Below are 26,157 nucleotides of genomic sequence, written 5' to 3' on the forward strand. Positions count from 1 at the left end.
TTTTCATTGTTATAGAGCTCCATACTGTCTCTAATTTAGTCGATTTATCGCGATCTATTACTGACAATCAACACAGCCAAAAACCATGAAAACGATTGCTATATGAGCCCTATCACAACGACTAGCCACAAAGTGGTAGTTCGAATTCAAAGTTGTTCCAGATCAATGGTCGACCACTTGAATGCCGACAACATGTAGGAAATTAAAAATCATAATTAACGGAGTTTTCCAATGTCTACTGCATTTTACATCCCTACAATCAACTTCATGGGTACTGGCTGTCTGAAGGATGCTGCTGATAGTATTCAGTCTCAAGGCTTTAAAAAAGGTCTGATCGTAACTGATAAGATCTTGAATCAAATTGGTGTAGTTAAGCAGGTACAAGACCTTCTTAGCCAGCGAGGCGTAGACGCAGTTGTATTCGATGGCACTCAACCAAACCCAACCATCACGAACGTTAACGATGGTCTTGAATTGCTGACTGACAACGATTGTGATTTCGTTGTTTCTCTAGGTGGCGGTTCTCCACACGACTGTGCAAAAGGCATTGCTCTGGTTGCTTCTAACGGCGGCAAGATTGCAGACTACGAAGGTGTCGATCAATCTGAAAAGCCAATGATGCCTCTTATCGCTATCAACACGACTGCGGGCACCGCTTCAGAAATGACACGTTTCTGCATCATCACTGATGAAGAGCGCCACATTAAGATGGCTATCGTTGATAAGCACACAACACCGCTTATTTCAGTAAACGATCCTGAACTAATGCTTGCTAAGCCTGCATCACTGACTGCTGCAACAGGTATGGATGCGCTAACACACGCAATCGAAGCTTACGTTTCTATCGCAGCGACACCAATTACAGACGCTGTAGCGATTAAAGCCATTGAACTTGTACAAGCTCACCTAAGAACGGCAGTAGCGCACGGCGAAGACATTGAAGCACGTGAACAAATGGCTTACGCACAGTTCATGGCGGGTATGGCGTTCAACAACGCGTCACTAGGTTATGTTCATGCGATGGCGCATCAGCTAGGCGGCTTCTACGATCTTCCACACGGTGTGTGTAATGCTATCTTGCTACCACACGTTCAACGCTACAACGCGCAAGTTTGTCCTGAGCGTCTACGTGATGTTGCAAAAGCAATGGGCGTTAACGTTGAAGGTATGTCACCAGAGCAAGGTGCAGAAGCTGCGATCGAAGCAATTGTTCAACTAGCAAATGACGTGAACATCCCAACAGGTATCGCGCAACTTGGTGCGAAGCTAGAAGATATCCCTACTCTGTCTGACAACGCACTGAAAGACGCATGTGGTTTTACTAATCCTAAACAAGCGACCCACGAAGAAATCTCTGCGATTTTCGAAGCGGCAATGTAATCTGCCATTAAGTCACTTATAAACTTATCGACAAACGGGCTCACCTACTGAGCCCGTTTTCTTTACCTGCCATATGTTATTCAAGTCTCTGTTTTGAATAGCCACTGATTAAGATAAATCTCTTTAAAAGTCGCATTGTCATAACTGCTTAGTTATAGTCAAACTATTGATACATAGAATGACAAACAGGTTCCATTGAGTCGTTGGATAGTTAACTCTTCATTATTAGCATCGCTCGTTTCCCACTCTGCCTTCGCGGAGGAACAGGATGAGTGTCACAGCCAACCGTTAGAAGACACGCGCGTCGAAAAAGCTTACCACTACCTAAACAGCAAGTTTTGTCAGCCCGCAATATGGTTCGATAACTTCTTTGTGGATGACCGTATTACCGAGGACGCCAGAGCCGGAACCTCTGTACGTTGGTATAATGATTTCATCTATTCTGAGGGCGGTGACGTGGATTATTCCACCAAGCTCAACGCACGCCTGCATTTACCCTTTGTCAGCAAAAGGCTTAAGCTAATCTACGAGTCTGTTGGCGATGAAGAATTCTTAGACTTCTTCCCACAAGATTCTGAAGAGTTAGAAAATGCACTTGGCCTTCGTTATGACGCCTATGCCAAGGGTTACAGTAGTTTCAATATCAAAGCGACATTACGCCCAAGAATAGAGGCTCGCTATCGTTTTACCTACCCGCTCACCACAGATGCAGTATTCCGGCTAACCCAACGTGTGTATCAAGAGAAGAAAGAGACGGGAGAGATCACTGATATCGATTTTGACCTCTCTTTGAGTGACGATTTCTTAGCGCGTTGGTCTAACTTTGCTGGCTATAACGATGACCTCAAAGGCTGGGAGTATGGTACGGGCATTACCTTGTACCATTACCTTTCTCAAGACCAAGCTCTGTAATACAGCGCCACGATAACCGCGACCAGCGAACCGTATAACCACAACGAATATTCGCAAGTGTCGGTAACGTATAGAGAAAATGTATGGAAGGAATGGCTGTTTTACGAGGTCACCCCGCGTTACCAGTGGGAACGAGAGCCTTACGAGAAACACACGGAAGAAGCCAACATCACCCTTAGGCTTGAAGTCTTGTTCAACAATGTCTAGTGAGTGTTTGTGAGATTGGGGCATCGTTAGATAGAAAACGAGGCACAAAAAAGCACATCATGTGATGTGCTTTTTCAGTTCTATATAAGGCTTAAACTGTAGTCTTAACCCTTGTAGTTTCTTACTCGTGCCGCTTCTGCTTCACGCTTGTCGACAACGGTTTTACCGATTGGCGCCAATGAGATAACCGCGAGCTTAAGGTGCTGAATCGCAAACGGAATACCTATAATAGTAATGAAACACGCTACTGCTGACATGATGTGACCAATCGCCAACCAGATCCCCGCAAATAAGAACCAAATAACGTTACCAATCACACCTAGCGGGCTCGTGCCGATGTCCATTTCATTGGTTAGCTCATCACGCGAAATCGCTTCCTGACCAAATGGGAAGAATGAGAAGTTACCCATAACAAAACATGCTCTACCCCATGGAATACCAACGATGGTTAGGAATGCGAGCAGTCCGAAGAACCACCAAGCTAGTCCCATAAATACGCCACCGAACAGAAACCAAATGATGTTTCCTATTGTTTTCATTCTGTATTCTCCAAATCTTTGAATGCTATTTATTTAATATGCCGAGTAAGGCAATGATTGTTGTAATAGGTTCATTATTGTTGAACCTTTATGAACCGTTTATGAATCACTTACATTTTATGTGATTGATATACACCACGGTTCTCTAAATCTACATAGGGCTAAACCCATTTATTTGATACCATACACTTAGATTTTTAGTACCAAAAAGCTAAACAGACTCAACAACGAATTTAAGGCCGAATTTATGAATAACACTGAGCAACCTAAAAAGAAAATGAAAAACTGGGTGCCAATCGTCTTCTTCGGACTTCTCAGCACTGTTCCAGTGTTCATGTTCTTAGTTGATGTGTACATCAACCAGTATATGTAACAGAGCCGGACATCCTAGCTATATAAATGGATATAAGAACCCTTTCCTGTATCCATTTCAGTTCCAATTAGATCAGTTCTTCTTCAGCCAGCTCTTCGTTAATCAAATCAGCTCTTCGCTAATCAAATCTAGAATGTCTATCAGCTCATGATCAGGCAAATTTAGTAGGTTATCCCCTACATACCATTCAATCTTACATTGGTTTGGCAACTCACTGATCGCTGGGTTTCCTATCCAAATATTGTGTTTCTTCGCTATGTTATCTCTCACAATAATGCCGTCTTCATAGCTCACAGGTAAATATAGGTGAAGCATGTTGACCTGCGGTTGCTGCGGATTAACAGTGAACTGAGGATAGTCTAATAAGATTTGGTAGATCTGTTTTGTTCGCTCAAACAGTGATGGCATCAACTCTAATCGCTCATCAAACTGCATTGCTGCTGAAACCACATAAGGCGTTCGGTGATAAACATTGCCACCTTGGCGCTTCATCCACGCAGATGCTTTCGCTACAAAGGCTTTATCGCCCAACAATAACGAACCACCAAGGCCATTGAGACCTTTGTACAGCGAAACATAAGCACTATCGAAGCCCTGAGCAATCTCGCTGTATGACTTTTGGTAATAGGCGCCGCATTCCCACAAACGCGCACCATCCATATGAAGGTGAATTGATTGTTCTTTGCAGTACTGCTTGATCGCTTCAAGCTCATCCCATTCTGGTAATTGGCCGCCGATTTCACGCATGGGTAATTCATATAGAGCGGCTGCAATCTCATCAGGCCACGCCTTTAAGTCATCAACATTCCAAGTGCGAAATACGTTGCCAACGGGAAGTACGTTGAATCGGTTTTGGATCTGATACCCTTGGCGTTCATGACGCATAATATGACTCGATTCATGCATCGCCACTACTGGGTTTCTTTTCTCTTGGCACGCAATTTCTAATGCTGTTGGTTGATTCATGGTGCCAGTAATCACAAATACAGCCGCTTCATAACCTAGCAGTTCCGCGACTTTGTTTTCGAAGCTCTCGATAAACTCACCATCGCCGTAGCTATCATGGCTCACATTGTGTGTCTCACACCATTCAGCCATCTGAGCGAATGTTTGTGCTGGAGTCGGTTCTAGGTGACCGGAAAGCAACAAATCACATTGTTGACGCAAGTCCATGCTCATAGTTTTTCCTTTATTCATTATCGTTCTATGTAGGGTTATTGGATTATTTACGTTACCCACCAACGGTGACATAAAATGCCCATATTCGCTTTTACTATTCGTGAATAATTAGTTTTACTCAGTCATCGGCGGCTTGTGCCAGAAATACTCAAATTGACGGATGTTTTATATAATTAAGTACCTAAAAACACACGCATCTAGATAGATAAATATGGGCTAATTCGTTGTTGTTCAACCATTCTTCTATTATTGTATATCTATAATTCCAATAAATATTATTCGTTAATGGACAAAGAGGGCTATATGTCGAAAAATCGAGTCTTGGTGCTATTCGCTCACCCTTCTCAACATCGTTCTGAAGCAAACAAACCCTTATTTGAACAAGCCAAACGCGTTGACGGTGTTACCTGTGTCGATCTCTATGCCGAGTATCCGACATTTAAAATCAACATCGACCGTGAACAGAAACGCCTGTTAGACCATGACATCATCATTTTTCAGTTCCCTTTGTATTGGTACTCAACACCGGCAATTCTTAAAGAGTGGCAAGACCTTGTTCTTGAATACGGCTTCGCCTACGGCGCCGAAGGCAATGAACTACAGGGTAAGAAATTGTTATGTAGCATTACTGCAGGAGGTAAAAAAGATGCCTACCAAAGTGATGGTTACAACCATTTCACGATTCGAGAACTGCTTCACCCAATCGAACAAACCGCTTCTCTGTGCGGGATGAACTATCTCTCGCCCTTTGCGTTATTTGGCTCGCGTACCGCTTTGGAAGAAAACCGCATTCAAGAGCATGTCGATAGCTATAAAGTGCTGTTAGAGGCGTTAGTTGCTGGCAAGATCAATATCAAGAAAGCCAGCAAAGCAGAAAAACTCAACCACTACGTAGAAGAACTAATGGCAGAGGTTAAATAATGACGGGATATTTTCTACAAGCATTTATCTACTTAGTCGCAGCAGTTATTGCCGTGCCTATTGCCAAAAGACTTGGCCTTGGTTCTGTATTGGGTTACCTCATTGCTGGTGTTGTGATTGGCCCAATCATTGGTCTGGTAGGTGAAGAGACCAAAACGATCCAACACTTTGCCGAGTTCGGTGTGGTTATGATGCTGTTCTTAGTCGGCCTTGAGCTTGAACCTAAGATGCTTTGGGCAATGAGGAACCGACTTATGGGGCTGGGTGGCCTGCAAGTTGGTGGTACTACCGCGATTGTAATGGGTATTGCTCTGTTCTTTGGACAGCCTTGGACGATCGCACTGACTATCGGTTTGATCTTCGCACTGTCATCTACCGCGATTGTACTCCAAACCTTTAACGAAAAAGGGCTATCCAAAACAGAAGGCGGAAAGAACGCTTTCTCAGTCCTACTGTTCCAAGATATTGCCGTCATTCCTATGTTGGCATTTATCCCTCTATTAGCCTTGCCAGAATTAATTGAAGCTGCACAAAGCGCGGTTGCTTCGGCTTCTGATCACCATGAAGAGTTAAGCCTCGTCGCTGGCCTACCCGGTTGGGCTTATGGCCTTGTGATCACAGCATCTATTGCGATTGTTGTGGTCGGCGGACACTTCTTGAGTCGTCCATTGTTCCGCTTCGTGGCAAGCTCAGGCCTGCGTGAAATCTTTACTGCAACCGCACTGATGTTGGTGATTGGCATTGCTGCACTGATGAGCCTAGTCGGCCTATCTCCGGCTTTGGGTACCTTCCTTGCGGGTGTGGTTTTAGCGAACAGTGAATTCCGCCACGAACTTGAGTCCAATATCGACCCGTTTAAAGGGCTGCTACTTGGCTTGTTCTTCATCACCGTAGGTGCAGGCATTAACTTTGATGTTCTATTCAACGACTTTGGTTTGATCATTGGCCTCACCCTTGGCGTTATGCTTCTTAAAGCCTTGGTGCTATTTACGTTGGCATTGATATTCAAAATCAAAAACAGTGACCGTTGGCTGTTTACACTGAGCTTGGCGCAAGCCGGTGAGTTTGGTTTTGTACTACTAAGCTTCTCAGCTCAAAACCACGTATTACCTGCTGACATCGTCCAAACATTGTCGCTGGTTGTGGCACTTTCAATGTTCCTAACACCAGGGCTGTTCATTCTATTTGATAAAGTGATTCTTCCTCGTTACGAACAAAAATCTAACGACCGCGAAGAAGATACCATAGAAGAGAAAGGCACCGTAATCATTGCGGGCATTGGCCGATTCGGTCAGATTGTTAACCGCTTATTGGTATCGAATGATGTCAATACTGTGGTTTTGGATCATCAAGCTAATCAAGTCGACTTGCTACGTTCAATCAACATCAAATCTTACTTTGGTGATGCGACTCGTCATGATTTATTACATACCGCTGGTATCGAAGAAGCCGCAATGTTGGTTGTGGCTATCGACAACCAAGACTCAAGTGTTGAATTGGTCAAATACGTTAAACACAACTACCCTAAAGTGAAAATCTTAGCGCGTGCATTCGACCGTGGTCATAGTTATCGCCTAAGAGAAGCAGGTGCAGACTTCGTGGAATCAGAGACCTACCATTCTGCTCTTGAAATGGGTGCAGAAGCCTTGCGTTCTTTGGGTCATCACCCATTCTTCGTTGAACAACAGAAATCGACGTATCAACGTGTTGAAAGCCGTAAGTCTGAAAAGCTCTACCAAGCTTGGTCTGAAGCGGAAGAGAACCCGCGCTACGACAACAACTACCGACAAATCTTCATTCACCTTGAAGAAGCAATGAAAGAAGATATGAAAAAAGACCGTTCAGACAAGCACTCTCGTTCTGAACGTGGTTGGACACCTCCACCGAAAGGTTATGCAGATGGCTTTGAGGAAGAAGAGTCTTAAGCAGAATCTAGACTACAGCTCTAGATAACCATGCTATTCAAGCATCAAAAGCGGCTATTTAAGCCGCTTTTTCTTTCATTTAACCCCGACAAAACCTCAAATGAGCATAAGTATCAGGTGCTGACACTCGTAATCCGAGAGATTTGTGTGATCTAGCTAAGATTTTTAATTTCTGACCACATAGCAAAAGTGGATTCAATTTTTACATTATTTAAACATTCCACCCCTGCATAAACCACACCATAAACATGGCTATATATGCACTCATTCCTACCATTCAAGCACCCACCCAATTCTTAGCGACCACTCTCTAAGGCTTGAATTACATTGCATATATCGAAATACGCCGCAAAAGCCCTAACAGATTTATTCACCAATCAAATAATTAACGCACGACATTCACAAATTCAAACCATCAAAATTAACACAAACATTTCAAAGTATGTCTAGCGTTACAATTTGTAACGAATGGCGGTTGTCGGTATAGTCCTGCAATTCAAAAAGTGAGACCTCTGCGCTCACCTTAAAGGAGATATAATAATGATTACTAATGATGCTGTAATAATGGGCATGTTAGCTGTTATTCTTGGCGGTGTATTTATCACGGAAAGTAGCCAAAATAGCGCACTGAAAAAATTCTACTCGTTCGTTCCGGGTCTATTGCTCTGTTACTTTGTTCCTTCTCTATTGAACAGTTTAGGCATCATCGACGCATCAAACTCTAAGCTGTACTTCGTTGCGAGTCGTTACCTATTACCAAGTGCACTCGTTCTACTGATCATCTCAGCAGACCTACGCAAAATCTTCGGCCTTGGCTCAAAAGCCGTCATCATGTTCCTAACGGGTACTGTCGGCATCATCATTGGTGGGCCTTTGGCGATTCTGATTATCGACCAAGTCAACCCTGACCTTGTATCTGGCGATGTATGGCGTGGCCTTACAACAGTAGCTGGCTCTTGGATCGGCGGCGGTGCAAACCAAGCCGCCATGAAAGAAGTGTTCGAGGTTGATGACCAACTCTTCTCTGCAATGATTACTGTTGATGTTATCTGTGCAAACATTTGGATGGCCGTATTACTTGTCATGGCAGGTCGTCAGAAGAAGATTGATGCATGGCTAAAAGCAGACACATCAGCTATCGAAGAGCTAAAAGAGACGGTTTCTAAATACCAAGAAGAGAACGCTCGACCAACAACTACTACCGATCTAATGAAGATCGCTGCAATTGCCTTTGGTCTAACAGGCCTTGCTCACTTCTTCAGTGACCTAATCGCACCATGGATCTCAACGAATGCTCCAGAACTTGCGAAATACAGCCTTACATCTGGCTTCTTCTGGCTAATCGTTATGGTAACAACGTTCGCGTTGATCGCTTCGTGCTTTAAATCAACGCGCAGCCTTGAGCACAGCGGCGCGTCTAAAGTAGGTTCAGCGTTCATCTACATCCTAGTTGCAACTATCGGTATGCAAATGGATGTTACAGCCATCTTTGACAACCCTGGTTACTTCTTCATTGGTATCACATGGTTAACTATCCATGCCCTTCTGATGATTATGATGGCGAAGCTAATTCGTGCACCATTGTTCTTCATGGCTGTAGGTAGCCAAGCTAACGTCGGCGGTGCTGCATCGGCTCCTATCGTAGCGGCAGCGTTCCACCCAGCATTAGCTCCAGTAGGTATCCTAATGGCGGTATTGGGTTACGCTCTCGGTACATACGGCGCTTACATATGTGGCCTCATCATGCAGGCTGCTGCATTGGGTTAACAACTCATTGCTGTAAAAAATGGGCAACTGAACCTTGATCATATCGCCCATTTTCTTGAGTTCCGAGATGTAAAAAAGGCGACAGTAAAAACTGTCGCCTTTCTAATATCTTGTTACTCAGCTAAAGCTTATTCCCAATCAAGAATTACTTTACCTGACATACCAGAGCGCATCATGTCGAAGCCTTTCTGGAAGTCGTCCACTTTGTAGTGGTGAGTAATGATTGGTGTTAGATCTAGGCCTGATTGGATTAGTGAAGCCATCTTGTACCAAGTTTCGAACATCTCACGACCGTAGATACCTTTGATAACCAAGCCTTTAAAGATGACTTGGTTCCAGTCTACTGCCATGTCTGATGGTGGAATACCTAGTAGAGAGATCTTACCGCCGTGGTTCATGTTAGTCAGCATGCTGTTGAACGCAGATGGGTTACCAGACATTTCTAGGCCTACATCGAAGCCTTCAGTCATGCCAAGATCAGACATTACGTCTTCAAGCTTCTCTTCCATCACGTTTACTGCGCGAGTCACACCCATTTTCTTAGCAAGATCTAGGCGGTACTCGTTTACATCAGTGATTACAACGTGACGAGCACCAACGTGCTTAGCAACAGCTGCAGCCATGATACCGATTGGACCAGCACCAGTAATTAGCACGTCTTCGCCAACTAGGTCGAAAGAAAGTGCTGTGTGTACTGCGTTACCAAACGGGTCAAAGATTGAAGCTAGATCGTCAGAGATTTCTGCAGGGATCTTAAATGCGTTGAACGCAGGAATCACAAGGAACTCAGAGAACGCACCAGTGCGGTTAACACCAACACCTGTTGTGTTACGACAAAGGTGAGTACGGCCGCCACGACAGTTACGACAGTGACCACATGTGATGTGACCTTCGCCAGATACACGGTCGCCGATTTCAAAACCACGAACTTCTTGGCCAATGCCAACAACTTCACCCACGTATTCGTGACCTACTACCATAGGTACTGGGATTGTGTTTTGTGACCACTCATCCCAGTTGTAGATATGTACGTCAGTACCACAAATTGCGGTTTTCTTAATACGAATAAGAAGATCATTATGACCCATTTCAGGTTTTTCAACCTCGGTCATCCAAATGCCTTCTTCAGGCTTTAGCTTAGAAAGTGCTTTAATTTTCATAATGTTACCTAGTTCATCTCGCCTAACTGTAAGGCGAGAATCAAAAATCTATATATTCTACTGGGTGTTGCTCTATCTAATTAAAGGATGCTCGTGGCACCCCTTTAAAATTAGATGATACCCATGTCTTTACCAACTTGAATGAACGCATCGATTGCGCGGTCTAGTTGCTCACGAGAGTGTGCAGCAGACATTTGCGTACGGATACGAGCTTGACCTTTTGGTACTACAGGGAAAGAGAAACCTACAACGTAGATGCCTTTCTCTAGTGCGCGCTCAGCGAACTCAGCCGCTACTTTTGCATCACCAAGCATGATTGGGATGATTGCGTGGTCTGCACCGCCCATAGTGAAGCCAGCTTCTTCCATGCGAGTACGGAAGTGAGCAGAGTTTTCCCATAGTTGAGTACGTAGGTCGCCAGATTCCGCAAGAAGATCTAGAACGCGGATAGACGCAGATACGATTGCAGGAGCAACAGAGTTAGAGAATAGGTATGGGCGAGAACGCTGACGTAGCCAGTCGATCACTTCTTTCTTACCAGAAGTGTAACCGCCTGAAGCGCCACCCATTGCTTTACCAAGAGTACCAGTGATGATATCGATACGGTCTACAACGTTGTGGAACTCGTGAGTACCCGCTCCGTTTTCGCCCATGAAGCCCACTGCGTGAGAGTCATCAACCATTACTAGTGCATCGTACTTGTCTGCAAGGTCACAGATAGCAGGAAGGTTAGCCACTACGCCGTCCATTGAGAACACACCGTCAGTTACGATTAGTGTGTGACGAGCGCCAGCTTCTTTAGCAGCGATAAGTTGCTGCTCTAGCTCTTCCATGTTGTTGTTCGAGTAACGGAAACGCATTGCTTTACACAGACGAACGCCATCGATGATAGATGCGTGGTTTAGTGCGTCAGAGATGATTGCGTCTTCTTTACCTAGAATTGTTTCGAACAAACCAGCGTTTGCATCAAAACAAGATGTGTAAAGGATAGTGTCTTCTTTACCTAGGAACGTAGAAAGCTTTTGCTCTAGTTCTTTGTGAGAATCTTGAGTACCACAGATGAAACGTACTGAAGCCATACCAAAACCGTGCTGATCCATACCATCTTTAGCTGCTTCGATAAGAGCTGGGTGGTTAGCAAGACCTAAGTAGTTGTTTGCACAGAAGTTTAGTACTTCTTCACCAGTCGAGATAGAAACCGCTGCTTTTTGTGCAGAAGTAATAATGCGCTCAGACTTGTAAAGACCTTCTTCTTGAACTTCTTCGATTTGAGTTTGAATCTGTTGGTAAAATGCAGAAGACATTGTCTCATTCCTTCCTAGTTATAATTTAGCAGCATCGCGCGCCGCTTTATGTAGGATGTAAACGATCTCAACACGATCATTTACACTGTAAAACTTATGCCTATATTCTAGTTGAACATCCCCGTTCCGATTATCCCTTTAGTTGGAAAAACATTAATGAATCACAGGCACTAATAATAGTTCATCCCAGTGACATAGGGCACATTAACGCCCTTCACCTGCTTTTTTAAACGCCAAATTAGCTATAATTTCCGTCTAATTTCGCTTTCATATCAAATCTCAATTTTTCATCTCAGAATGCGCAGCAGCAACGCCGCTATACAGATGAGCTTCAAACACAACAACCTATCAGAGCAATCACGTCAATCAATTAATGAAATTGATTCACAAATCAAAGTAAATCGCTCACAATGACCATTAAGTTCATCGTTGAAACTAGCTTAACTGGATACTTATGATTAACCCAAAACTCATCGCCCTGCTTCCGGATCTCGCCTCGTTCATTTTGGTGGTTAACGAAGGTAGTTTTACGGCTGCAGCAAAACAGTTAGGCGTGACACCATCAGCCTTGAGTAAGCTCATCACCCGCTTGGAAAAAGCGCTATCAGTGAAACTGTTTGAGCGTACCACTCGTACCCTTATCATTACGCAAGCGGGTCAATTGGTTTATGATCAGAGTGTGGTGATGATCAACGCAGCGCAACAAGCCGTTGAACTGTCTACCTCCGACCATACCGAACCTGCAGGCTCGATAACGGTAGCGGCGCCTGAAGCCTTCTTGAATTCGGTTTTGCAGCCTTTTATTGTGCCTTTCTTAAATCAGTATCCAGAGATTCAACTTAAGTTAAGAGCGGCTGACGGCGACATCGATATTTTGCGTCAAGGCATCGACATCGCTTTCCGCCTGACCGATAAGCCCGACGAAAGCTTAGTATTGAAAGAGTTAGGCAAAACTAACCTAGTGTTGTGTGCAAGCCCTGACTATTTAGATGCCAAAGGGATTCCTCACCACCCTACCGAGCTGTCTGAACACGACTGTTTGTATCTTGCAGAGACAGACAAAGATCACATTTGGGATTTTCTTAAAGATGATGAATTTCACACGGTACCCGTCACTGGACGTTACGCAGTTAACCACTCGCAGATGCGACTAAAAGGTGTAAAAGAAGGTCTAGGCGTCGGTATTTTCCATGACTTCGTGATTCAAGATGCGTTGGCTGAAGGGTCTGTAGTACAAGTGTTGGAAGATTGGACCATCAAGAGTAATTACCATGGTGCGATTGCGATGCAGTTTGCTCAAACCAAGTACATGCCCGCTCGATTGCGTGTATTCATTGATTACGCCATGGAGCACTTAGGTGACAAGTTGGCAGGAGAAATAAACTGATGCTGAAAGGAATACACCACGCGGCCATAATCTGTTCAGACTACGAATTGTCGAAACACTTTTACACTGAGATTTTAAAACTTGAGATCATTGCAGAGAATTATCGTGAGGCTCGCCAGTCGTACAAGCTTGATTTAGCGCTACCTAATGGTGCTCAGATAGAACTATTCAGCTTCCCTAACGCACCAGAAAGACCAAGCTTTCCGGAAGCTCAAGGGCTGAGACATTTGGCCTTTTGTGTTGATGACGTTCAACATGTCAAAAGCTACTTGGAAGAACAAGGCATTGAAGTCGAACCGATTCGAGTTGATGAATTTACGGGGAAATCATTTACGTTTTTCGCAGACCCAGACGGCCTGCCGCTAGAGCTGTATCAGATCTAAAGCTTTATCAGATCTAGAGCTGAATCAAGTCTAAAAGTCTTCCTCACAGAAGAAGAGCTCATCTGATTAATAAAACGGACCTTCTCAAGTAGAGAAAGTCCGTTTGCATGTCAATTAACTCAATACGGTCTTGAATTTCTCAACACGTGAAAACAGTAACCAATCCAATAGCATTGCTGTCACGATCGTTGCTCCCGCAAGCGGAAACAGTACTGAAATAACCACGACCGTCACCAAGCCTGCCTTCCAAAGCCCTGCATCACCAAACTTCGGTGGCGTACCAAGCTTTCTTTGTCCTGAAGGTCTACGCATCCACCACATCATAGCGCCAGTCACAGACACAACAATGAACGCCAAGCAAAACAAGGTATTTAGAAGCTTATTGATGATGCTGATGTCACCTTGATGCAATGAAATACCCACAGCTAAAGTCTTGGCAATGAAGTTATAATCTTGCCATGTCACCTCACCAAGAATACGACCTGAATATTGGTCGAGGTGTGTGGTACGATCCTGCGTTGGATCGATGATGTCACCGCCCATGGTATTGGCTGTGACCGTGTAGACGCCCGTTTCTGAACGCGGGAAATTGACCTTGTATTGCGTAAAGCCAAGTGAGTACGCTTTTTCAGTAACGTCATCAATGTTGAAGTTGCTTGCTGACAACATATGTTGAGAGTGATCTTCACCCATCTTAGAATGGTCGTGAGGTTCCGTAGCCTCTTCCACATGATGAACGTGTTCTGTTGGCTTATCTTGAGACAAAGGCAATAGTGTTTGCTCCAAGTTCCAAGGTAGCTCTTCTTCTGAGCCATGGTTGAGGGAAGCATGCGTCTTATCTGACAATGGAATATCGTCCCACATTTGAGCAGGGAAAGTGCTCCATGCTTGAACAAGCTTACCGCCCCAAAAACCTGTCCATGCCAATCCAGACAGAATAAACAACAACAGAATAAGCGATAAAGTACCACCGATGTTCGCATGCAGATCACGCATTAAAATACGCGCTCCTGAACCAAATCGAAGCCTAAGAAAACCAGCGCGGCTCGCGTTGTCTATCGGTAGCCATAAGTAAATGCCACTGACGAGCAACAGAATAGACAAGCTTATTGCGACTTCAATTAGGTAATCACCCCAATCACCAATCAACAAAGTGCCGTGAATATCATTCGCCAGTTGGTACAGGCTGTCGCTACGCGGAATCTCTCCGACCACTTCGCCAGTGTATTGATTCACAGTGGCGAAAACGGAAGTGCCATCTTCAAGTGCTACCGAAAAGCGGTTAGCGAGATCAGGCGCTTTGCTCGGAACGAACTGGGTAACCGAACCTTGTGGGTATTGATTCTGCACTGCAGTTAACTGTTGTGACACTTTAATTGGGTCGCCCGATGCAACAATCTCGATCGCATCGTGATGAAAAGCTAACTCGATTTCATCATCAAACAGCATCACCAAGCCTGTAATGCTCAGCATTAACATAAACGGGATAACGAATAGCCCAGCATAGAAGTGCCAGCGCCATGTGAGGAAATAGAGGGTTTTATTGCGGTCTTTGCTTTTTATATTGGTTTTCGAACCGGTTGTTGCACTGCTTTTAGACTGCGAAATAGCTTGTGCTTTCGCAGGGGTTTGAGATTCATTTCTCAACATTATTATTTCCTTTGACACACGCAAACATACCTTCTGAAAAATCGGAAAGTAATCTGAGCATGTTTAACTTTACTTAATACTTTATTTTTAATTATTTTAGTGGGTTAGGTTTAAGCAATATCAAAGGGAGGGCCGCGCGGGGCTTGCCTCATATAGCGTTCGCTTAGAGCCAAAAAAGCGTAGCTGTCGGAGACAATAGAACTCAGTCGAGTTGTCAGTAGTGTAGTGGGAAGTTCGTCTTGGTGAAACGTGGAAAAATGGCTAAACGGACACGGCTTTCCTTTATGAGTATTAGGTTCGCCTTCTTCGATTTGAACCAATTCAAAGCCATTGACCGTACATAACGACGCCCACACTCCCGCACTATTACCATGAGCATTGATAACAGGCATTAATGTCACTAGCGCCCAGCTTAATGCTGTTGCAAGTAACATGGAGAAGTTGAACGAGGTTCGGCGCATTATTCCAAGTCTTTATAAATTTCCCTTATTATGAGGGACTTGGAATTTAGGTAAACGTAAAGATTAACAGCAAGTTAAAAAATTGAAGCTAACGCACACTCTTTTTCGTTAAATACTGGTTACAACACTTTGCATTAGGCTTTCAATAAAAGAGACAATAAAAAACGCCGCCTTACACCGTCCTCGAAAGAGGGGAATGTAAGGCAGCGTTTTAGAAATCGAATCTTGAGATTTGTTCTTTGTTACCTATCTAGCAAACGTTCATGATTAACGAATTAACCGAAGATCTTGCTCCAGATGCTTGGGTTACGCTTCTCATGGTACTCTTCACGAAGGCCGTCAATAGTACGAAGTTCTTGCTGCGCAGACGCTAAGTCACCTTGGTCTAGCTTCTGCTCAATGCTATCCAGTGATGCACTGATCTTTTTGAAGCCTTCCATGAAGTTGTCTTCTTTCTCGACTGGGTAAACACCCGTTTTCAGCTCTGCCACCAGCGTATCTAAACGAACGATAGGCTTTTGCATCTCTTCAATGCTTTGAGCTTCTGCCGCTTGTTTGAACGCAAGCTTCATTTCTTGCATGTTTTTCTTAAGGTCTACATTAGCAAATGCGTTGCCAGACAATACTGAAGCAGCGATTAAACCAGATAAAAGGATTGAGCGAGTTTTCATTGTTTCTCCAAGTGAAGCGGTGTCTTTGAAGTTAGAGCCATCATTACTGTGGCGCTTCGACTTTATTATTTTCGGCTAGTGTATACAAAAATCTGTCAGGCACAAAAATTGATTGTGTCGAAATGCAAACCCGCCGACATTCTCTTAAACAAGAGCTGAGTATTCTGGGATTTCATTACGACCGCGCAAAGCCAAAAAGGCTAGAAACTGCTTTGGCGAATGGGTAATCACTTTACTCGAATCGACACCCACTTCATCTAACAATGCTGCGACTAAGTCTAAGCCACCGACATCTAAACAGAAATGCGCATCGCTGCCTGTTGTAATAAATGCCCCCTTCGCTTTCGCTATTCTTGCAATCTCATAGCAGCGGTCAACACTGCCAACTCGGCTATTGCCTTTGAGTGTGGTGTTGTTGATCTCAATCGCCACGTTATGTTCAACCGCACATTGAATAACGGCTTCAAAATCGAAATCAAAATTAGGATTGCCTAAGTGACCAAGCGCATCAATTCGACCGCCCTTAATCACATTCACGAGAGCCTCTGTATGGGTAGCGACATCCGATGGGCGAAAAACGGGCTCGTGGAAGCTGGCAATCACCCAATCCAGATTCTTATCAACGCTCGGATGGATATCGATTTCGCCTTGAGTGTTCATGATGTTCGACTCAACACCACGGATGATGGCAACCTCTTCGATAAAACGAGGAAGTACACGTTGGTTACTGAAGAACCAATAGTGTGGCGCGCCCGGCATTGATTCTGAATGGTCAGTGGTACAAAACATGGCTAAACCGTTTTGCTTTGCCGACTTGGCGTTTTCGATCAATGTGCTGTAAGCATGACCACTTGCGTATGTGTGGGTGTGAGTATCTACTTTGAGTTCCATGAATCAATGCCCTCTTCGCTCGGTCAAAATACGTTTTTCAGAAAGTAACTCTGAATCTCTTTCAGGAAAAGAATACTTCAGAAAATGAATGCCTAATGGCAACAATTCGGCCAGTTTATCAGCTGAAAGTGACAATTAGCACCCAAACATAAAGGTTTATTACTGGTTCATTTACACGACACGGGAATACGTGGCTAACCAGAGCCAGCCAGCGCTTGGTCTTATCTAAGTCGAACCGCACACACTCGGTAATTGCGCCAATTTTTTGCAACCTACCCAAGTTCGTCAATACTTAAACCAGCCTACAAACTGGAGTGTTAGATGAGAAGAAGACGATATCCGCTGAGTATCCACATCACTAGCCTTTTCCTAATTTTGACAACACTTGTCGGTGCGGTATTGATTTCGATTAGTTATCGGCACTCCCAAGAGCTGCTGCTAGGCACAGTGCGCGAGATCAGTAATGAGCACCGCGACAAACTGGAATCAGTATTTAAACAAGCCATTGCCCCTGTTATCACAACCTTAAATGTGATGGCGGTGAGCCCGTTTGTTGCTCATCAAGCTTCCGCTGTCGAAAAAGACTCTTGGCTTGCTTCGGTCGATATCATCTTCAAGCAAAACACCAATTTGGTCGCTCTATTTTATGGTTCTGAAGATGGTGACTTCAGAATCTTTCGTCCATTAAGCACCAATAAACAGAGAGCCGAAAACAGCGCGCCCGCTAAAGCGACCATGATGGTCAGCAGCACCAATCTAGACGGTGAAAACTTTATTACCTATCTTGATGGCGCACATCAAGTGATCAGTACTCGACAAGCAGAGAGTAAGTTCAACCCCACAACTCGTCCTTGGTTTCGTAACGCAAAGCCTGATGGCTCAATACAACTCTCTGAGCCCTATCTATTCTATTTCCTGCAAACCAATGGCATTACACTCTCTAGGCGTTCTGCCGATGGCAAGCATGTGGTTGGTGCCGACTTTACGTTGAGTTCCCTCTCTTCTCAGATCAGTGAATTAGCTTATTCTCCGCAAACCCGACTCGCCTTGTTCGATCAACATTTTAATCTTCTCGGTCAGCATCAACTTGAGCTATCAGTACCCAAGCCTGACTCCCAATCTGATGACACAAGTAAAACTGAGCAAACGAACAACCAAACGACGGGGAATCTCTCTGGCAGTGAGCAAGACCAAAGCTTCTTTAATGTGCCCAAACGTGAACAGATGGAAGCATTGAAAGCGTCCGTTATTGCGCCGCTTATCTCTGATGAAGAGAAGTTTAACCTCAATCTAAAAAACGTTGAGTACAACTTAAACACTTGGGCACTAACGCTAACGCCGGTTCAACTGACTCAAAATGTCACCTTACACTTGGCAGAAGCGACGCCACACAATGAGCTGCTCGCTGATCTTATCTCGATGCGAGACAAGCAAGTTGCGGTCGCGATTGGGATGTTGTTCATCTGCTTCGCTATCGTATGGTTTGTTGCTAATCGACTGTCTCAGCCACTCAATACGCTGGTGCAACTCACCGACAACATCGCTCGATTTGACTTCAGGCGTACTCATTATCCCAAAAGCATGATTCAAGAAGTGGCTAACCTTGCCCACTCGATTGAGCTAATGGAACACACGCTTCATGATCTGATTACCCTACTTCGAGACACCGCCGGGAATCAGGAGTTTTCGATCTTAGCCAAGAACATTGCTCATCAAAGCTATTTAATCACCAAAGCAGAAACCATTGTCCTTTTCACTCAGTCCAAAGAGAAAGACGTGTTTGATACGGCAGCTAACCTTGCCATTCTCCCTTTTAAAGCCGACATCAATGACTTCATCAAACACACGCCTTGGTTGCTGTGTCAGCTTAAGTCTGGTGAGACGATCCATTTGAACCGAAAAGACAATGTTCTCAACTATTACCAAGATTCGATCTTCAATTCAGACCTGTACCTATTTCCACTATTAAACCGAGAGAAACTGTTGGTAGGGATTGTGGCAATTGGCTATGAGAGACCAATTACCAAGATGCAGGCAGACAAGCACGCCTTTTTAAGAGAGTTGCTCAGCTTTGCGGAAATAGCGAAAGACAACATCGACCAAATGCAGCAACAAAAAGACATGCTTAATGCCTTTATTGAGCTGATTGCATCGGCGATTGATACCAAGTCACCTTATACGGGCGGGCATTGCCAACGAGTGCCTGAGCTCACCAAATGGCTAACTCAAGCAACCATAGATGATGACCGCTATTACCCGCAATTCTCATTGGACAGTAAACAGTGGGAAGAGTTGATGCTCGCCGCTTGGCTTCATGACTGCGGCAAGGTGACCACGCCTGAATATGTGGTAGATAAGGCAACAAAACTGGAAACCATTTACGACCGAATCCACGAAGTGCGAATGCGTTTTGAGTTGTTGAAACAGCAAGCGGAAACCGATTACTGGAAAGCGATGGCGAACGGTGCACTACAAGAAGAACAACTCAAAATACTCGAACAAAGCCTGTCTGAACTGGATGAGGAGTTTGCCTTCGTTGCTGAGTGTAATCTTGGCGGCGAATCTATGACGGAAGAGCAGCTAGAACGCTTAGATCAAATAGCCAAACGCCAATGGAAACGTACACTGGATGATCAATTGGGTTTGTCTTGGTCTGAAAAAGAGAGATTTAACACCCAAAAAGAGTCGGTTGAGAAAGAGAGAACTGAGCCAACAAGTCAGGAAAAGGGTTTGCCTGTCATGGAGCCTCTGCTTGCAGACAAACCGGAGCATAAAATACCTTGGGACAATGGCTTTAACCCTGCCTATGTATGGCAAGAAGCGTTTGTACTTAAGCCCGGAGAAGTTAAATACAACCAAGGTGAACTGCACAATTTGAAAGTACGCCGTGGTACGCTAAACGATGAAGAACGTTTCATGATCAACGATCATATTATCCAAACCTTCACCATGCTCAACAAGTTGCCTTACCCGCCTTACCTTCAAAACATTCCGGATATCGCCAGCGGACACCACGAACGTATCGACGGTAAGGGATACCCAAGAGGCTTAAACGAAGACCAGTTACCTCTGCCGTCCAGAGCAATGGCAATTGCTGATGTCTTTGAAGCGCTCACCTCTAGTGATCGCCCTTATAAGAAAGGTAAACTCTTAAGCGAATCACTCAACATCATGACCGACATGGCCACCAGCGGTCATATCGATCCCAGGTTGTATCTGCTGTTTTTGGAAAACAAAATCTACGATAAATACGCTGAGCGATTCCTAGAAATGAACCAACGCTGCGAGATTGACCCGCACGAACACATCGACCGAGTAAAAGAATACATACGCTCATTGTTCTAAGTTTTAAATTAACCATTCAGAGGATAAGCCATAACTCAATGGTTAGCTTTTAGCTGCCGAGTCCAATACCGCAACGTCCACTACAGTCGCTACAGCCACTGTGGTGTGCGGTTTTTGTTTGGCTTTCGCCTTGCTGTGTCTTTTTGCCAGCAATGTATTGGTGATGCTCGCCACGACAATCAGGTTAATGCCAATCATCTGCTGTGTAGAAAACACATCATCAAAGAACAAGCCCTGCCAAAGCGCGCTAAACAGCATGTTAGTAAAAATCAGAGGTGCCAACTGGGAGCCACTGTCTGCAAGCTTATACGCCTTGGAACGGAAGATTTGGGTATTGATGGTAAACATTGCAAGACCAAGTGCTCCGAGAACAATCCAACGTAAGTCATCGAAAGACCACAACGCCGATAAGCTACCTGAGTTTTCAACTACATCAGGAACCGCAGACACTGAAGTAAACACAACCATAGGAATCACAATGATTGCCGCAACTAAAAAGGTCCACGCGTTAAGCTCTGCTGGTGTCAGGCTAGTTTTAGACGCTCGGTACAAACTCACTTGCGAGCCAGAATTAAATACCCCCGCGAGAAGTCCAAGCAGAAGCGCAGGTCTAAAGAACTCAGAACCCAACTCAAACTGCGACCAATCCCCCGCCATCATCACTACGCCAACAAAAGTGACAGCTAAACACACGATCGTCGTTGTATGAATCTTGGTTCTAAATATTAACTTTTCTAACAATGGAATAAACAGAGGACCCGTACTGAATAACACAACCCCTTCAACCAGCGTTAAGGTTTGCAGTGAAGTAAGGAAACACCACTGACACGCCACCATAAAGATCGCTCGCATCACCAAAGGTTTCCACATTTCTCGTGTCGGCTTGCTGATTTTGTAAAAAGTCAGAAAAAGAAATAAAAACAGACTGGGTAACAAAAAACGCACAAAACTGAGCAACGAAGTGGGCATCACTTCAGATAGATACTTGGCCATTAAGCCGCTTAAAGACAAACTGAACGTCGACAACAACATGAAAGTCGTCGCCTTGGTAATATCAGACATAATTATCACCTCCTATGACATCTATTTTAGAGGCGTGACGTAATGAAAAATAGCGAGTAATATTAACTATAACTGTAAGGAAAACTTACCAATGAAAAAACTCGTTCCGCTTAAATCCGTTTACGCTTTCATTGCTGTTGCTGAGACTGGCAGCATGACCGACGCCGCGCGGGTATTGTACGTCAGTCACTCTGCGGTAAGCCAAGCGATAAAGTCGTTAGAACAACTGGTCAACAAGCCTTTGTTTCAACGAGTCGGCCGTCGTGTTGTTCTTAATGCCGCAGGTAAGCGTTATTACCGCAAAGTTGCTCCCGCACTTGAGCAAGTGATAGAGGCGACCGAAGAGCTTGCCAGAACACCTAACGATCACCGTATCACTCTCAACATGGTGAACTCACTCGCGATGCACTGGTGGATCCCTCGAGTCCCCGAATTCCAAGCATTTGCTCCCTCACTTGATATCCGTATTTCGACATTAACCGGCCCTTTCGATATCGAACAAGAAGGTGTCGATATTGCCCTCGTACATGGCAAGCCAAACGAATGGGAACAATATTACAGCGAAAAGCTCGGCGACGATGATTTGGTTTTAGTCTGCAGCCCTGCTCTATTGAAAAACCAGACCGGATTAAACGTCCAACAACTCGTCAAGCAAAACCCGACCATTGGCGTTTTTAACCTCAGGCGACAACACGACTGGCAGGTGTGGTGTGATCATTACCAAATACCAATGCCGACGTTCCACAGTAACTTGACGTTCGATGTCTCTATTCAAGCAGTTCAAGCTGCGATTCGTTCATTAGGTGTGTTGGTAACACATCGCTTGTTTGTGAAAGATGACATCAGCCATGGGATGCTAGTGGAGCTGGGTGAACCCGTCGCGAACCCACACCAAGATTTCTATTTTGTTTGCCCAAAAAACAAATTAAAACAAGAAAGTGTGCTAAAACTGAGAACATGGTTGAGGCATGAATTCACACGCTCAGAGACAGCACTGAACGATGACATTCGAGAACAAGACCAAACTATCAATCAATAAGCAAGTAACAACTCAGCAAGCTTACAAGAGGCCATTATGATTATTACCACCACTCAATCTGTTGAAGGCAAACGCATTGTCGATTACAAAGGGGTTATCGCCGGAGAAGCCATTCTAGGGGTGAATGTTTTCAAAGATATGTTTTCAGGAATTCGTGATTTTGTGGGTGGACGTTCTGGCACCTACGAAAAGGAACTGGAGAAAGCACGCAACTACGCATTCAAAGAGTTGGAGCAAAAAGCGATTGAAGCGGGTGCCAACGCAGTGGTTGGAGTCGATATTGATTACGAAGTCTTGGGAACAGGTAATGGCATGCTGATGGTCTCTGCTAGCGGCACGGCAGTGGTGGTTGCTTAATCAGTGGCAAACCCATCGCTCAATAGCTCTATCCATCGAATAACGGATTCATTCGCTTAATCGTGTGATTCTCTAAAAATGCCCCTTAGCTAAATCGCTAACTAAGGGGGCGTTATTGTATTCGCTGCCAAACTAGGCTTGAATATCTCTAACTCGCACGATCTTCTGGCTCAGAAATCATGGCATCAAAAGAGGCAATTCGAGCCAAAAACTCTTTTCTATCTTTAGGCATAATTGAGCTTGCCATTGGTAAGTTCGCCTTCATTGCATCGACGGCGCGACCACGAACCAATACCTCAAAGTGCAAGTGCGGGCCAGTAATACGGCCAGTAGCACCCGATAGCGCAATTTTCTGACCTCGTTTAATTTGCTGACCTTTCTTAACTAAGAAGCGGCTCAAGTGAAGATAACGCGTCGTATATACGCTGTTGTGTTCAATCACCAAATATTTACCAGCATACGGGTGGTCACGAAGTGCCACCACACGACCATCACCAGTTGAGTAGATAGGTGAACCAACAGGTGTCGCAAAGTCGGTACCATTGTGCGGTGAGATTCGCCCAGTTACTGGGTGTCTTCGTGTCGGATTAAACGAAGAAGTGATTCTTCGGAATTTTCTGTCGACTGGGTATCTATCAAAGGCTTGCTCTAGACTATTTCCCTCTCTGTCATAAAAAAGACCATCTGGTGCTAGAAAAGCTGCGACTTCTCGGTTTCTTAATTGAATTGAGATACCTTGAATTTCTGTTTTGCCCGTTAAGTGATCATCCGTGTACTGCTCTTTGATCAATACATTGAAGCTATCACCAGCTCTCAGCTCTCGAGCGAAGTTGACTTTGTCTTTTAGTGTGCGGGTGATATTGGCTATCTGGTTAGTAGTTAACCCCGCTTTGTAGGCTGACGTTGAAAAGCTACCGTGAACACTACCCGCATAGAGTTTTTCTTTCCATTCGCCTGGGATCTCGTGGAATTTATAGGTGAAGCTACCATCATCGTTTCGAGTAAAGGCTGCTTGCTCAACCAAACTCTCGTGATAAATCAGCTCCACAAGCTGTTTTGAGTCACTATCCAAAAGCAACTCTAGATGGTCACCAGGTTTTATTGTGTCGAGTTTCAAAGACTCCAGATCAGCTTCCATCACCTTTTGAACGGTTCCATATGGCAGTTGCCATGACGAAAAGATGTTGCTTAGCGTATCGCCAACTTTCACAAAATAATGGACCTTAACCAAAGAGTTGGGAGTCGCTTGCGAGTCGATGACTTCCTTATCATTAGGTTGAGAACCTTGGTAAGGTGTTATTTTGATAGAGATTTCTGGTGCTGGTTTGGAGTGAAAAGAGAGCAAAGCAGCAAGGGAAAATGCGCTGATCGCAGTAACGATCAGACCAATACGGAGGAACTTCATAAAATACTTAGCGGTTATAACAAGGAACTTAGAAAGTGTTATAACATAACAATTAAATCAAAAAAATAAATGAAATGTAAGAAACCATAGCGCGATAGGTGTGAAAGTATGGTGAGCATGCAAAGCCCACCACCTTAGTTAACACGGATCTTTACCTCATATTACTCTTCACGAAGTACTTCGAAGCGTTCTAAGCCTCGCAGCATCTCAAAGTCCGGCTCTTCAGTTAGCAGCTCTCTCATGGACCCACTGGCTTCAATAGCGCGCTCTAAGTCATCGATCGCTTGACCTTCTGCCCCTAATCGAGCATAGGCGCAAGCACGTTGATACAAGGCATGAGCATTTTGGTCATCGACTTCTAATACACGGTTACAAAGACTCATTGCCCAGTGGTATTCCTGTATATCCATAGCAGCGTCAGCTTTGGCAGTAAGTGCTTCTAAATCTCCAGGACGAACCTTCAGTATTTCATCGTAGATTTCAATTTTTTGCTCTGCCGTTTGTGCGTTCTGTGCTCTCAACCATAGGTTATGAATCTCATTGATAATTTCAATTTCGCGGTTGTTGTCGGAAATGATTCTGGTCTTGCGCTTAAGATCCCGTTCAAGAACATTAAACTTCTTCTCATAGTCTTGAGCGATAGAATTAAGTCGCTTATCAGCCATGTCTTGAGTTGTGTGTTTAAGCTCTTTGATGGATTGCCAACCCACCAGCGCGATAAGAGAGGCCACACCAGCAATAATGTAGAAGAAATACGTTACGGTAACATTGGCGTAGTTCAGCGATTTATCCGCTACAGTCAATTCGCGATCCGTCATCTGAATAGTGAGACGTCTCTCAAGGTCTTGCTGTTCCATTCGAAGCTGCTTCAACTCATCCAAGATATAGCGTTCCATCAGCGGTCTATCCAAATACTCTTGTTCCGAGTACTTAACCTCTTCGCTTGCAAAACTCATCGTGCTGAACACCGAGATAACTGCAATCAATAAGATTCGAAGCATTATACATTCCTTATATGTTTATCTTTAGACTAACTGTATCTCGTAATAGGCATACAAGCTAGGAAGTCGACAAGTTTGCTATGTCCATATTGGAATTAACACTCTAAAACATCATTGATAATTATAAAACACCTGAAGCAACATCATTAATTTCTAAATTATAAAAATACCGCGTAATACTGTTCTATATAATTAATTCGCGATGCGAATATACCGAGAATTGATTCATTGCATCGAGATGAATCTTATATTAATAACGATCAGAACGAGGTTAATTTGAATAATCCACGATACGATTTAGTAAGCCGTGTACTGCACTGGGTAATGGCTTCTGTAATCATCTATGCAACAATCGCAGGGTATGTGATGCACTATGTCACCAATCATCCAGAGCTGTTTTCTTTTCTGTCAGTGCTCAACATGTCATTGGCGACCGTTGCGACACCATTGCTTGTGGTTCGTTATATCTGGAGCCACTTTCGCTCGTCGCCAAGCATGCCAACCTCTGTGCCTGAAGGGCAAAAATGCGTTGCCAAGCTTGCACACTCTTTGATGTATCTTGTGATGTTTATGGTTTTCAGCACCGGCTACTTAATGCTAAAAGAACCGTACTCTTTATTTTGGTTAGTGAGCGTAAATAATCTAATTACCGACTCTGCAATCAACGGCTTCTTTTTCTATTTCCATCGTGCCAGTTGTATTGCCCTAGCCTGTTTAATTGTGCTGCATATCAGTGCCGCACTTAAACATCACTTTGTCTCTAGGAACTATGTATTGAAGATGATGCTCTAGATTCAAAGAATTCAAGACAATTTGCACAAAATCGAGTAGGAGGAGG

22 protein-coding genes and 1 pseudogene are annotated in these 26,157 nt (G+C 44.3%); 12 read left to right on the forward strand and 11 right to left on the reverse strand.

Annotation, left to right across the window (positions count from 1 at the left end):
* Nucleotides 1–231 precede the first annotated feature (231 nt).
* Nucleotides 232–1,380 (forward strand): L-threonine dehydrogenase, encoded by a 1,149-nt coding sequence (yiaY, locus tag AB4583_RS11295; RefSeq protein ID WP_017069430.1) that lies wholly within the window; start codon nt 232–234, stop codon nt 1,378–1,380.
* Between the two features lie 195 nt (nt 1,381–1,575).
* Nucleotides 1,576–2,499, forward strand: a pseudogene (locus AB4583_RS11300) (hypothetical protein).
* A 104-nt stretch (nt 2,500–2,603) separates the two neighbouring features.
* Here the strand turns inward: AB4583_RS11300 and AB4583_RS11305 are convergent.
* A complete protein-coding gene (locus AB4583_RS11305) occupies nt 2,604–3,038 on the reverse strand; it encodes a YccF domain-containing protein (RefSeq protein WP_004730224.1) in 435 nt (144 codons plus the stop codon).
* A gap of 247 nt (nt 3,039–3,285) precedes the next feature.
* Between AB4583_RS11305 and AB4583_RS11310 the strand changes: the two genes are divergently transcribed.
* Nucleotides 3,286–3,411 (forward strand): hypothetical protein, encoded by a 126-nt coding sequence (locus AB4583_RS11310; RefSeq protein WP_017060906.1) that lies wholly within the window; start codon nt 3,286–3,288, stop codon nt 3,409–3,411.
* Between the two features lie 102 nt (nt 3,412–3,513).
* Here the strand turns inward: AB4583_RS11310 and AB4583_RS11315 are convergent, their stop codons facing one another.
* Nucleotides 3,514–4,590: a low specificity L-threonine aldolase gene (locus AB4583_RS11315; RefSeq protein WP_372117368.1), complete on the reverse strand. Its 1,077-nt coding sequence runs from the start codon at nt 4,588–4,590 to the stop codon at nt 3,514–3,516.
* Nucleotides 4,591–4,893: 303 nt separating this feature from the next.
* Here AB4583_RS11315 and AB4583_RS11320 point away from each other — a divergent pair, with 303 nt between their 5' ends.
* The 3 genes from AB4583_RS11320 to AB4583_RS11330 all read left to right on the forward strand — a co-directional run bounded on the left by AB4583_RS11320 (nt 4,894) and on the right by AB4583_RS11330 (nt 9,203).
* Nucleotides 4,894–5,511 (forward strand): NAD(P)H-dependent oxidoreductase, encoded by a 618-nt coding sequence (locus AB4583_RS11320; protein ID WP_372117353.1) that lies wholly within the window; start codon nt 4,894–4,896, stop codon nt 5,509–5,511.
* Complete coding sequence (locus tag AB4583_RS11325; RefSeq protein WP_017069426.1) at nt 5,511–7,436, forward strand: monovalent cation:proton antiporter-2 (CPA2) family protein; 1,926 nt, start codon at nt 5,511–5,513, stop codon at nt 7,434–7,436. Before AB4583_RS11320 ends, AB4583_RS11325 begins: the two co-directional genes overlap by 1 nt.
* A 540-nt stretch (nt 7,437–7,976) precedes the next feature.
* Nucleotides 7,977–9,203, forward strand: a complete 1,227-nt coding sequence (locus AB4583_RS11330) for a DUF819 domain-containing protein (RefSeq protein WP_372117355.1) — start codon at nt 7,977–7,979, stop codon at nt 9,201–9,203.
* A gap of 128 nt (nt 9,204–9,331) precedes the next feature.
* Here AB4583_RS11330 and tdh read toward each other — a convergent pair whose 3' ends face one another.
* Together tdh and AB4583_RS11340 are read right to left on the reverse strand one after the other, a co-directional pair.
* A complete protein-coding gene (tdh, locus tag AB4583_RS11335) occupies nt 9,332–10,363 on the reverse strand; it encodes an L-threonine 3-dehydrogenase (protein ID WP_017059546.1) in 1,032 nt (343 codons plus the stop codon).
* 110 nt (nt 10,364–10,473) lie between these two features.
* Nucleotides 10,474–11,667 carry a glycine C-acetyltransferase gene (locus tag AB4583_RS11340; RefSeq protein WP_372117356.1) on the reverse strand — a complete coding sequence of 398 codons (1,194 nt, stop codon included), beginning with the start codon at nt 11,665–11,667 and terminating at the stop codon, nt 10,474–10,476.
* Nucleotides 11,668–12,121: 454 nt separating this feature from the next.
* Between AB4583_RS11340 and AB4583_RS11345 the strand changes: the two genes are divergently transcribed.
* Together AB4583_RS11345 and AB4583_RS11350 are read left to right on the forward strand one after the other, a co-directional pair.
* On the forward strand, nt 12,122–13,054 hold the full coding sequence (locus tag AB4583_RS11345; RefSeq protein WP_050633112.1) for a LysR family transcriptional regulator: 933 nt from the start codon (nt 12,122–12,124) through the stop codon (nt 13,052–13,054).
* Complete coding sequence (locus tag AB4583_RS11350; protein ID WP_065677750.1) at nt 13,054–13,437, forward strand: VOC family protein; 384 nt, start codon at nt 13,054–13,056, stop codon at nt 13,435–13,437. Before AB4583_RS11345 ends, AB4583_RS11350 begins: the two co-directional genes overlap by 1 nt.
* A gap of 114 nt (nt 13,438–13,551) precedes the next feature.
* Here AB4583_RS11350 and AB4583_RS11355 read toward each other — a convergent pair whose 3' ends face one another.
* The 4 genes from AB4583_RS11355 to AB4583_RS11370 form a co-directional block, all read right to left on the reverse strand.
* On the reverse strand, nt 13,552–15,087 hold the full coding sequence (locus AB4583_RS11355) for a PepSY-associated TM helix domain-containing protein (RefSeq protein WP_372117358.1): 1,536 nt from the start codon (nt 15,085–15,087) through the stop codon (nt 13,552–13,554).
* Nucleotides 15,088–15,197: 110 nt separating this feature from the next.
* Nucleotides 15,198–15,548 (reverse strand): hypothetical protein, encoded by a 351-nt coding sequence (locus AB4583_RS11360; protein WP_065677752.1) that lies wholly within the window; start codon nt 15,546–15,548, stop codon nt 15,198–15,200.
* 275 nt (nt 15,549–15,823) lie between these two features.
* The gene (locus AB4583_RS11365; protein ID WP_017059534.1) at nt 15,824–16,219 is read right to left on the reverse strand and encodes a cytochrome b562; all 396 of its coding nucleotides are present in this window, start codon (nt 16,217–16,219) and stop codon (nt 15,824–15,826) included.
* A 144-nt stretch (nt 16,220–16,363) separates the two neighbouring features.
* Nucleotides 16,364–17,110 carry a phosphatase gene (locus AB4583_RS11370; RefSeq protein ID WP_372117361.1) on the reverse strand — a complete coding sequence of 249 codons (747 nt, stop codon included), beginning with the start codon at nt 17,108–17,110 and terminating at the stop codon, nt 16,364–16,366.
* A gap of 321 nt (nt 17,111–17,431) precedes the next feature.
* On the opposite strand from AB4583_RS11370, the gene AB4583_RS11375 reads away from it, so the two are divergent.
* Nucleotides 17,432–20,455 (forward strand): HD domain-containing phosphohydrolase, encoded by a 3,024-nt coding sequence (locus AB4583_RS11375; protein WP_372051134.1) that lies wholly within the window; start codon nt 17,432–17,434, stop codon nt 20,453–20,455.
* Between the two features lie 42 nt (nt 20,456–20,497).
* Here AB4583_RS11375 and AB4583_RS11380 read toward each other — a convergent pair whose 3' ends face one another.
* Nucleotides 20,498–21,517: a DMT family transporter gene (locus AB4583_RS11380; protein ID WP_372051135.1), complete on the reverse strand. Its 1,020-nt coding sequence runs from the start codon at nt 21,515–21,517 to the stop codon at nt 20,498–20,500.
* A 91-nt stretch (nt 21,518–21,608) separates the two neighbouring features.
* Between AB4583_RS11380 and AB4583_RS11385 the strand changes: the two genes are divergently transcribed.
* Nucleotides 21,609–22,556, forward strand: a complete 948-nt coding sequence (locus tag AB4583_RS11385; protein WP_017069420.1) for a LysR substrate-binding domain-containing protein — start codon at nt 21,609–21,611, stop codon at nt 22,554–22,556.
* Between the two features lie 36 nt (nt 22,557–22,592).
* Nucleotides 22,593–22,913: a heavy metal-binding domain-containing protein gene (locus AB4583_RS11390; RefSeq protein WP_004730185.1), complete on the forward strand. Its 321-nt coding sequence runs from the start codon at nt 22,593–22,595 to the stop codon at nt 22,911–22,913.
* 148 nt (nt 22,914–23,061) lie between these two features.
* Here AB4583_RS11390 and AB4583_RS11395 read toward each other — a convergent pair whose 3' ends face one another.
* Together AB4583_RS11395 and AB4583_RS11400 are read right to left on the reverse strand one after the other, a co-directional pair.
* A complete protein-coding gene (locus tag AB4583_RS11395) occupies nt 23,062–24,318 on the reverse strand; it encodes a peptidoglycan DD-metalloendopeptidase family protein (RefSeq protein WP_102319751.1) in 1,257 nt (418 codons plus the stop codon).
* Between the two features lie 161 nt (nt 24,319–24,479).
* Complete coding sequence (locus AB4583_RS11400) at nt 24,480–25,319, reverse strand: tetratricopeptide repeat protein (protein WP_017069419.1); 840 nt, start codon at nt 25,317–25,319, stop codon at nt 24,480–24,482.
* 276 nt (nt 25,320–25,595) lie between these two features.
* Between AB4583_RS11400 and AB4583_RS11405 the strand changes: the two genes are divergently transcribed.
* A complete protein-coding gene (locus tag AB4583_RS11405) occupies nt 25,596–26,111 on the forward strand; it encodes a cytochrome b (protein ID WP_372117364.1) in 516 nt (171 codons plus the stop codon).
* The last annotated feature ends 46 nt before the right edge of the window (nt 26,112–26,157 follow it).

The organism is Vibrio sp. 10N.222.49.C12 (genome assembly GCF_041475025.1).
GTDB lineage: Bacteria > Pseudomonadota > Gammaproteobacteria > Enterobacterales > Vibrionaceae > Vibrio > Vibrio crassostreae_C.

Bases quoted from the DNA above. Each gene is read 5' to 3' on its own strand.
- yiaY (WP_017069430.1), top strand. From the start codon at position 232: ATGTCTACTGCATTTTACATCCCTACAATCAACTTCATGGGTACTGGC.
- AB4583_RS11340 (WP_372117356.1), bottom strand. From the start codon at position 11,667: ATGTCTTCTGCATTTTACCAACAGATTCAAACTCAAATCGAAGAAGTT.
- AB4583_RS11390 (WP_004730185.1), top strand. From the start codon at position 22,593: ATGATTATTACCACCACTCAATCTGTTGAAGGCAAACGCATTGTCGAT.
- AB4583_RS11395 (WP_102319751.1), bottom strand. From the start codon at position 24,318: ATGAAGTTCCTCCGTATTGGTCTGATCGTTACTGCGATCAGCGCATTT.
- AB4583_RS11365 (WP_017059534.1), bottom strand. From the start codon at position 16,219: ATGAAAACTCGCTCAATCCTTTTATCTGGTTTAATCGCTGCTTCAGTA.
- AB4583_RS11355 (WP_372117358.1), bottom strand. From the start codon at position 15,087: ATGTTGAGAAATGAATCTCAAACCCCTGCGAAAGCACAAGCTATTTCG.
- AB4583_RS11380 (WP_372051135.1), bottom strand. From the start codon at position 21,517: ATGTCTGATATTACCAAGGCGACGACTTTCATGTTGTTGTCGACGTTC.
- AB4583_RS11350 (WP_065677750.1), top strand. From the start codon at position 13,054: ATGCTGAAAGGAATACACCACGCGGCCATAATCTGTTCAGACTACGAA.
- tdh (WP_017059546.1), bottom strand. From the start codon at position 10,363: ATGAAAATTAAAGCACTTTCTAAGCTAAAGCCTGAAGAAGGCATTTGG.
- AB4583_RS11375 (WP_372051134.1), top strand. From the start codon at position 17,432: ATGAGAAGAAGACGATATCCGCTGAGTATCCACATCACTAGCCTTTTC.
- AB4583_RS11345 (WP_050633112.1), top strand. From the start codon at position 12,122: ATGATTAACCCAAAACTCATCGCCCTGCTTCCGGATCTCGCCTCGTTC.
- AB4583_RS11310 (WP_017060906.1), top strand. From the start codon at position 3,286: ATGAATAACACTGAGCAACCTAAAAAGAAAATGAAAAACTGGGTGCCA.
- AB4583_RS11330 (WP_372117355.1), top strand. From the start codon at position 7,977: ATGATTACTAATGATGCTGTAATAATGGGCATGTTAGCTGTTATTCTT.
- AB4583_RS11315 (WP_372117368.1), bottom strand. From the start codon at position 4,590: ATGAGCATGGACTTGCGTCAACAATGTGATTTGTTGCTTTCCGGTCAC.
- AB4583_RS11305 (WP_004730224.1), bottom strand. From the start codon at position 3,038: ATGAAAACAATAGGAAACATCATTTGGTTTCTGTTCGGTGGCGTATTT.
- AB4583_RS11370 (WP_372117361.1), bottom strand. From the start codon at position 17,110: ATGGAACTCAAAGTAGATACTCACACCCACACATACGCAAGTGGTCAT.
- AB4583_RS11325 (WP_017069426.1), top strand. From the start codon at position 5,511: ATGACGGGATATTTTCTACAAGCATTTATCTACTTAGTCGCAGCAGTT.
- AB4583_RS11400 (WP_017069419.1), bottom strand. From the start codon at position 25,319: ATGCTTCGAATCTTATTGATTGCAGTTATCTCGGTGTTCAGCACGATG.
- AB4583_RS11385 (WP_017069420.1), top strand. From the start codon at position 21,609: ATGAAAAAACTCGTTCCGCTTAAATCCGTTTACGCTTTCATTGCTGTT.
- AB4583_RS11320 (WP_372117353.1), top strand. From the start codon at position 4,894: ATGTCGAAAAATCGAGTCTTGGTGCTATTCGCTCACCCTTCTCAACAT.
- AB4583_RS11360 (WP_065677752.1), bottom strand. From the start codon at position 15,548: ATGCGCCGAACCTCGTTCAACTTCTCCATGTTACTTGCAACAGCATTA.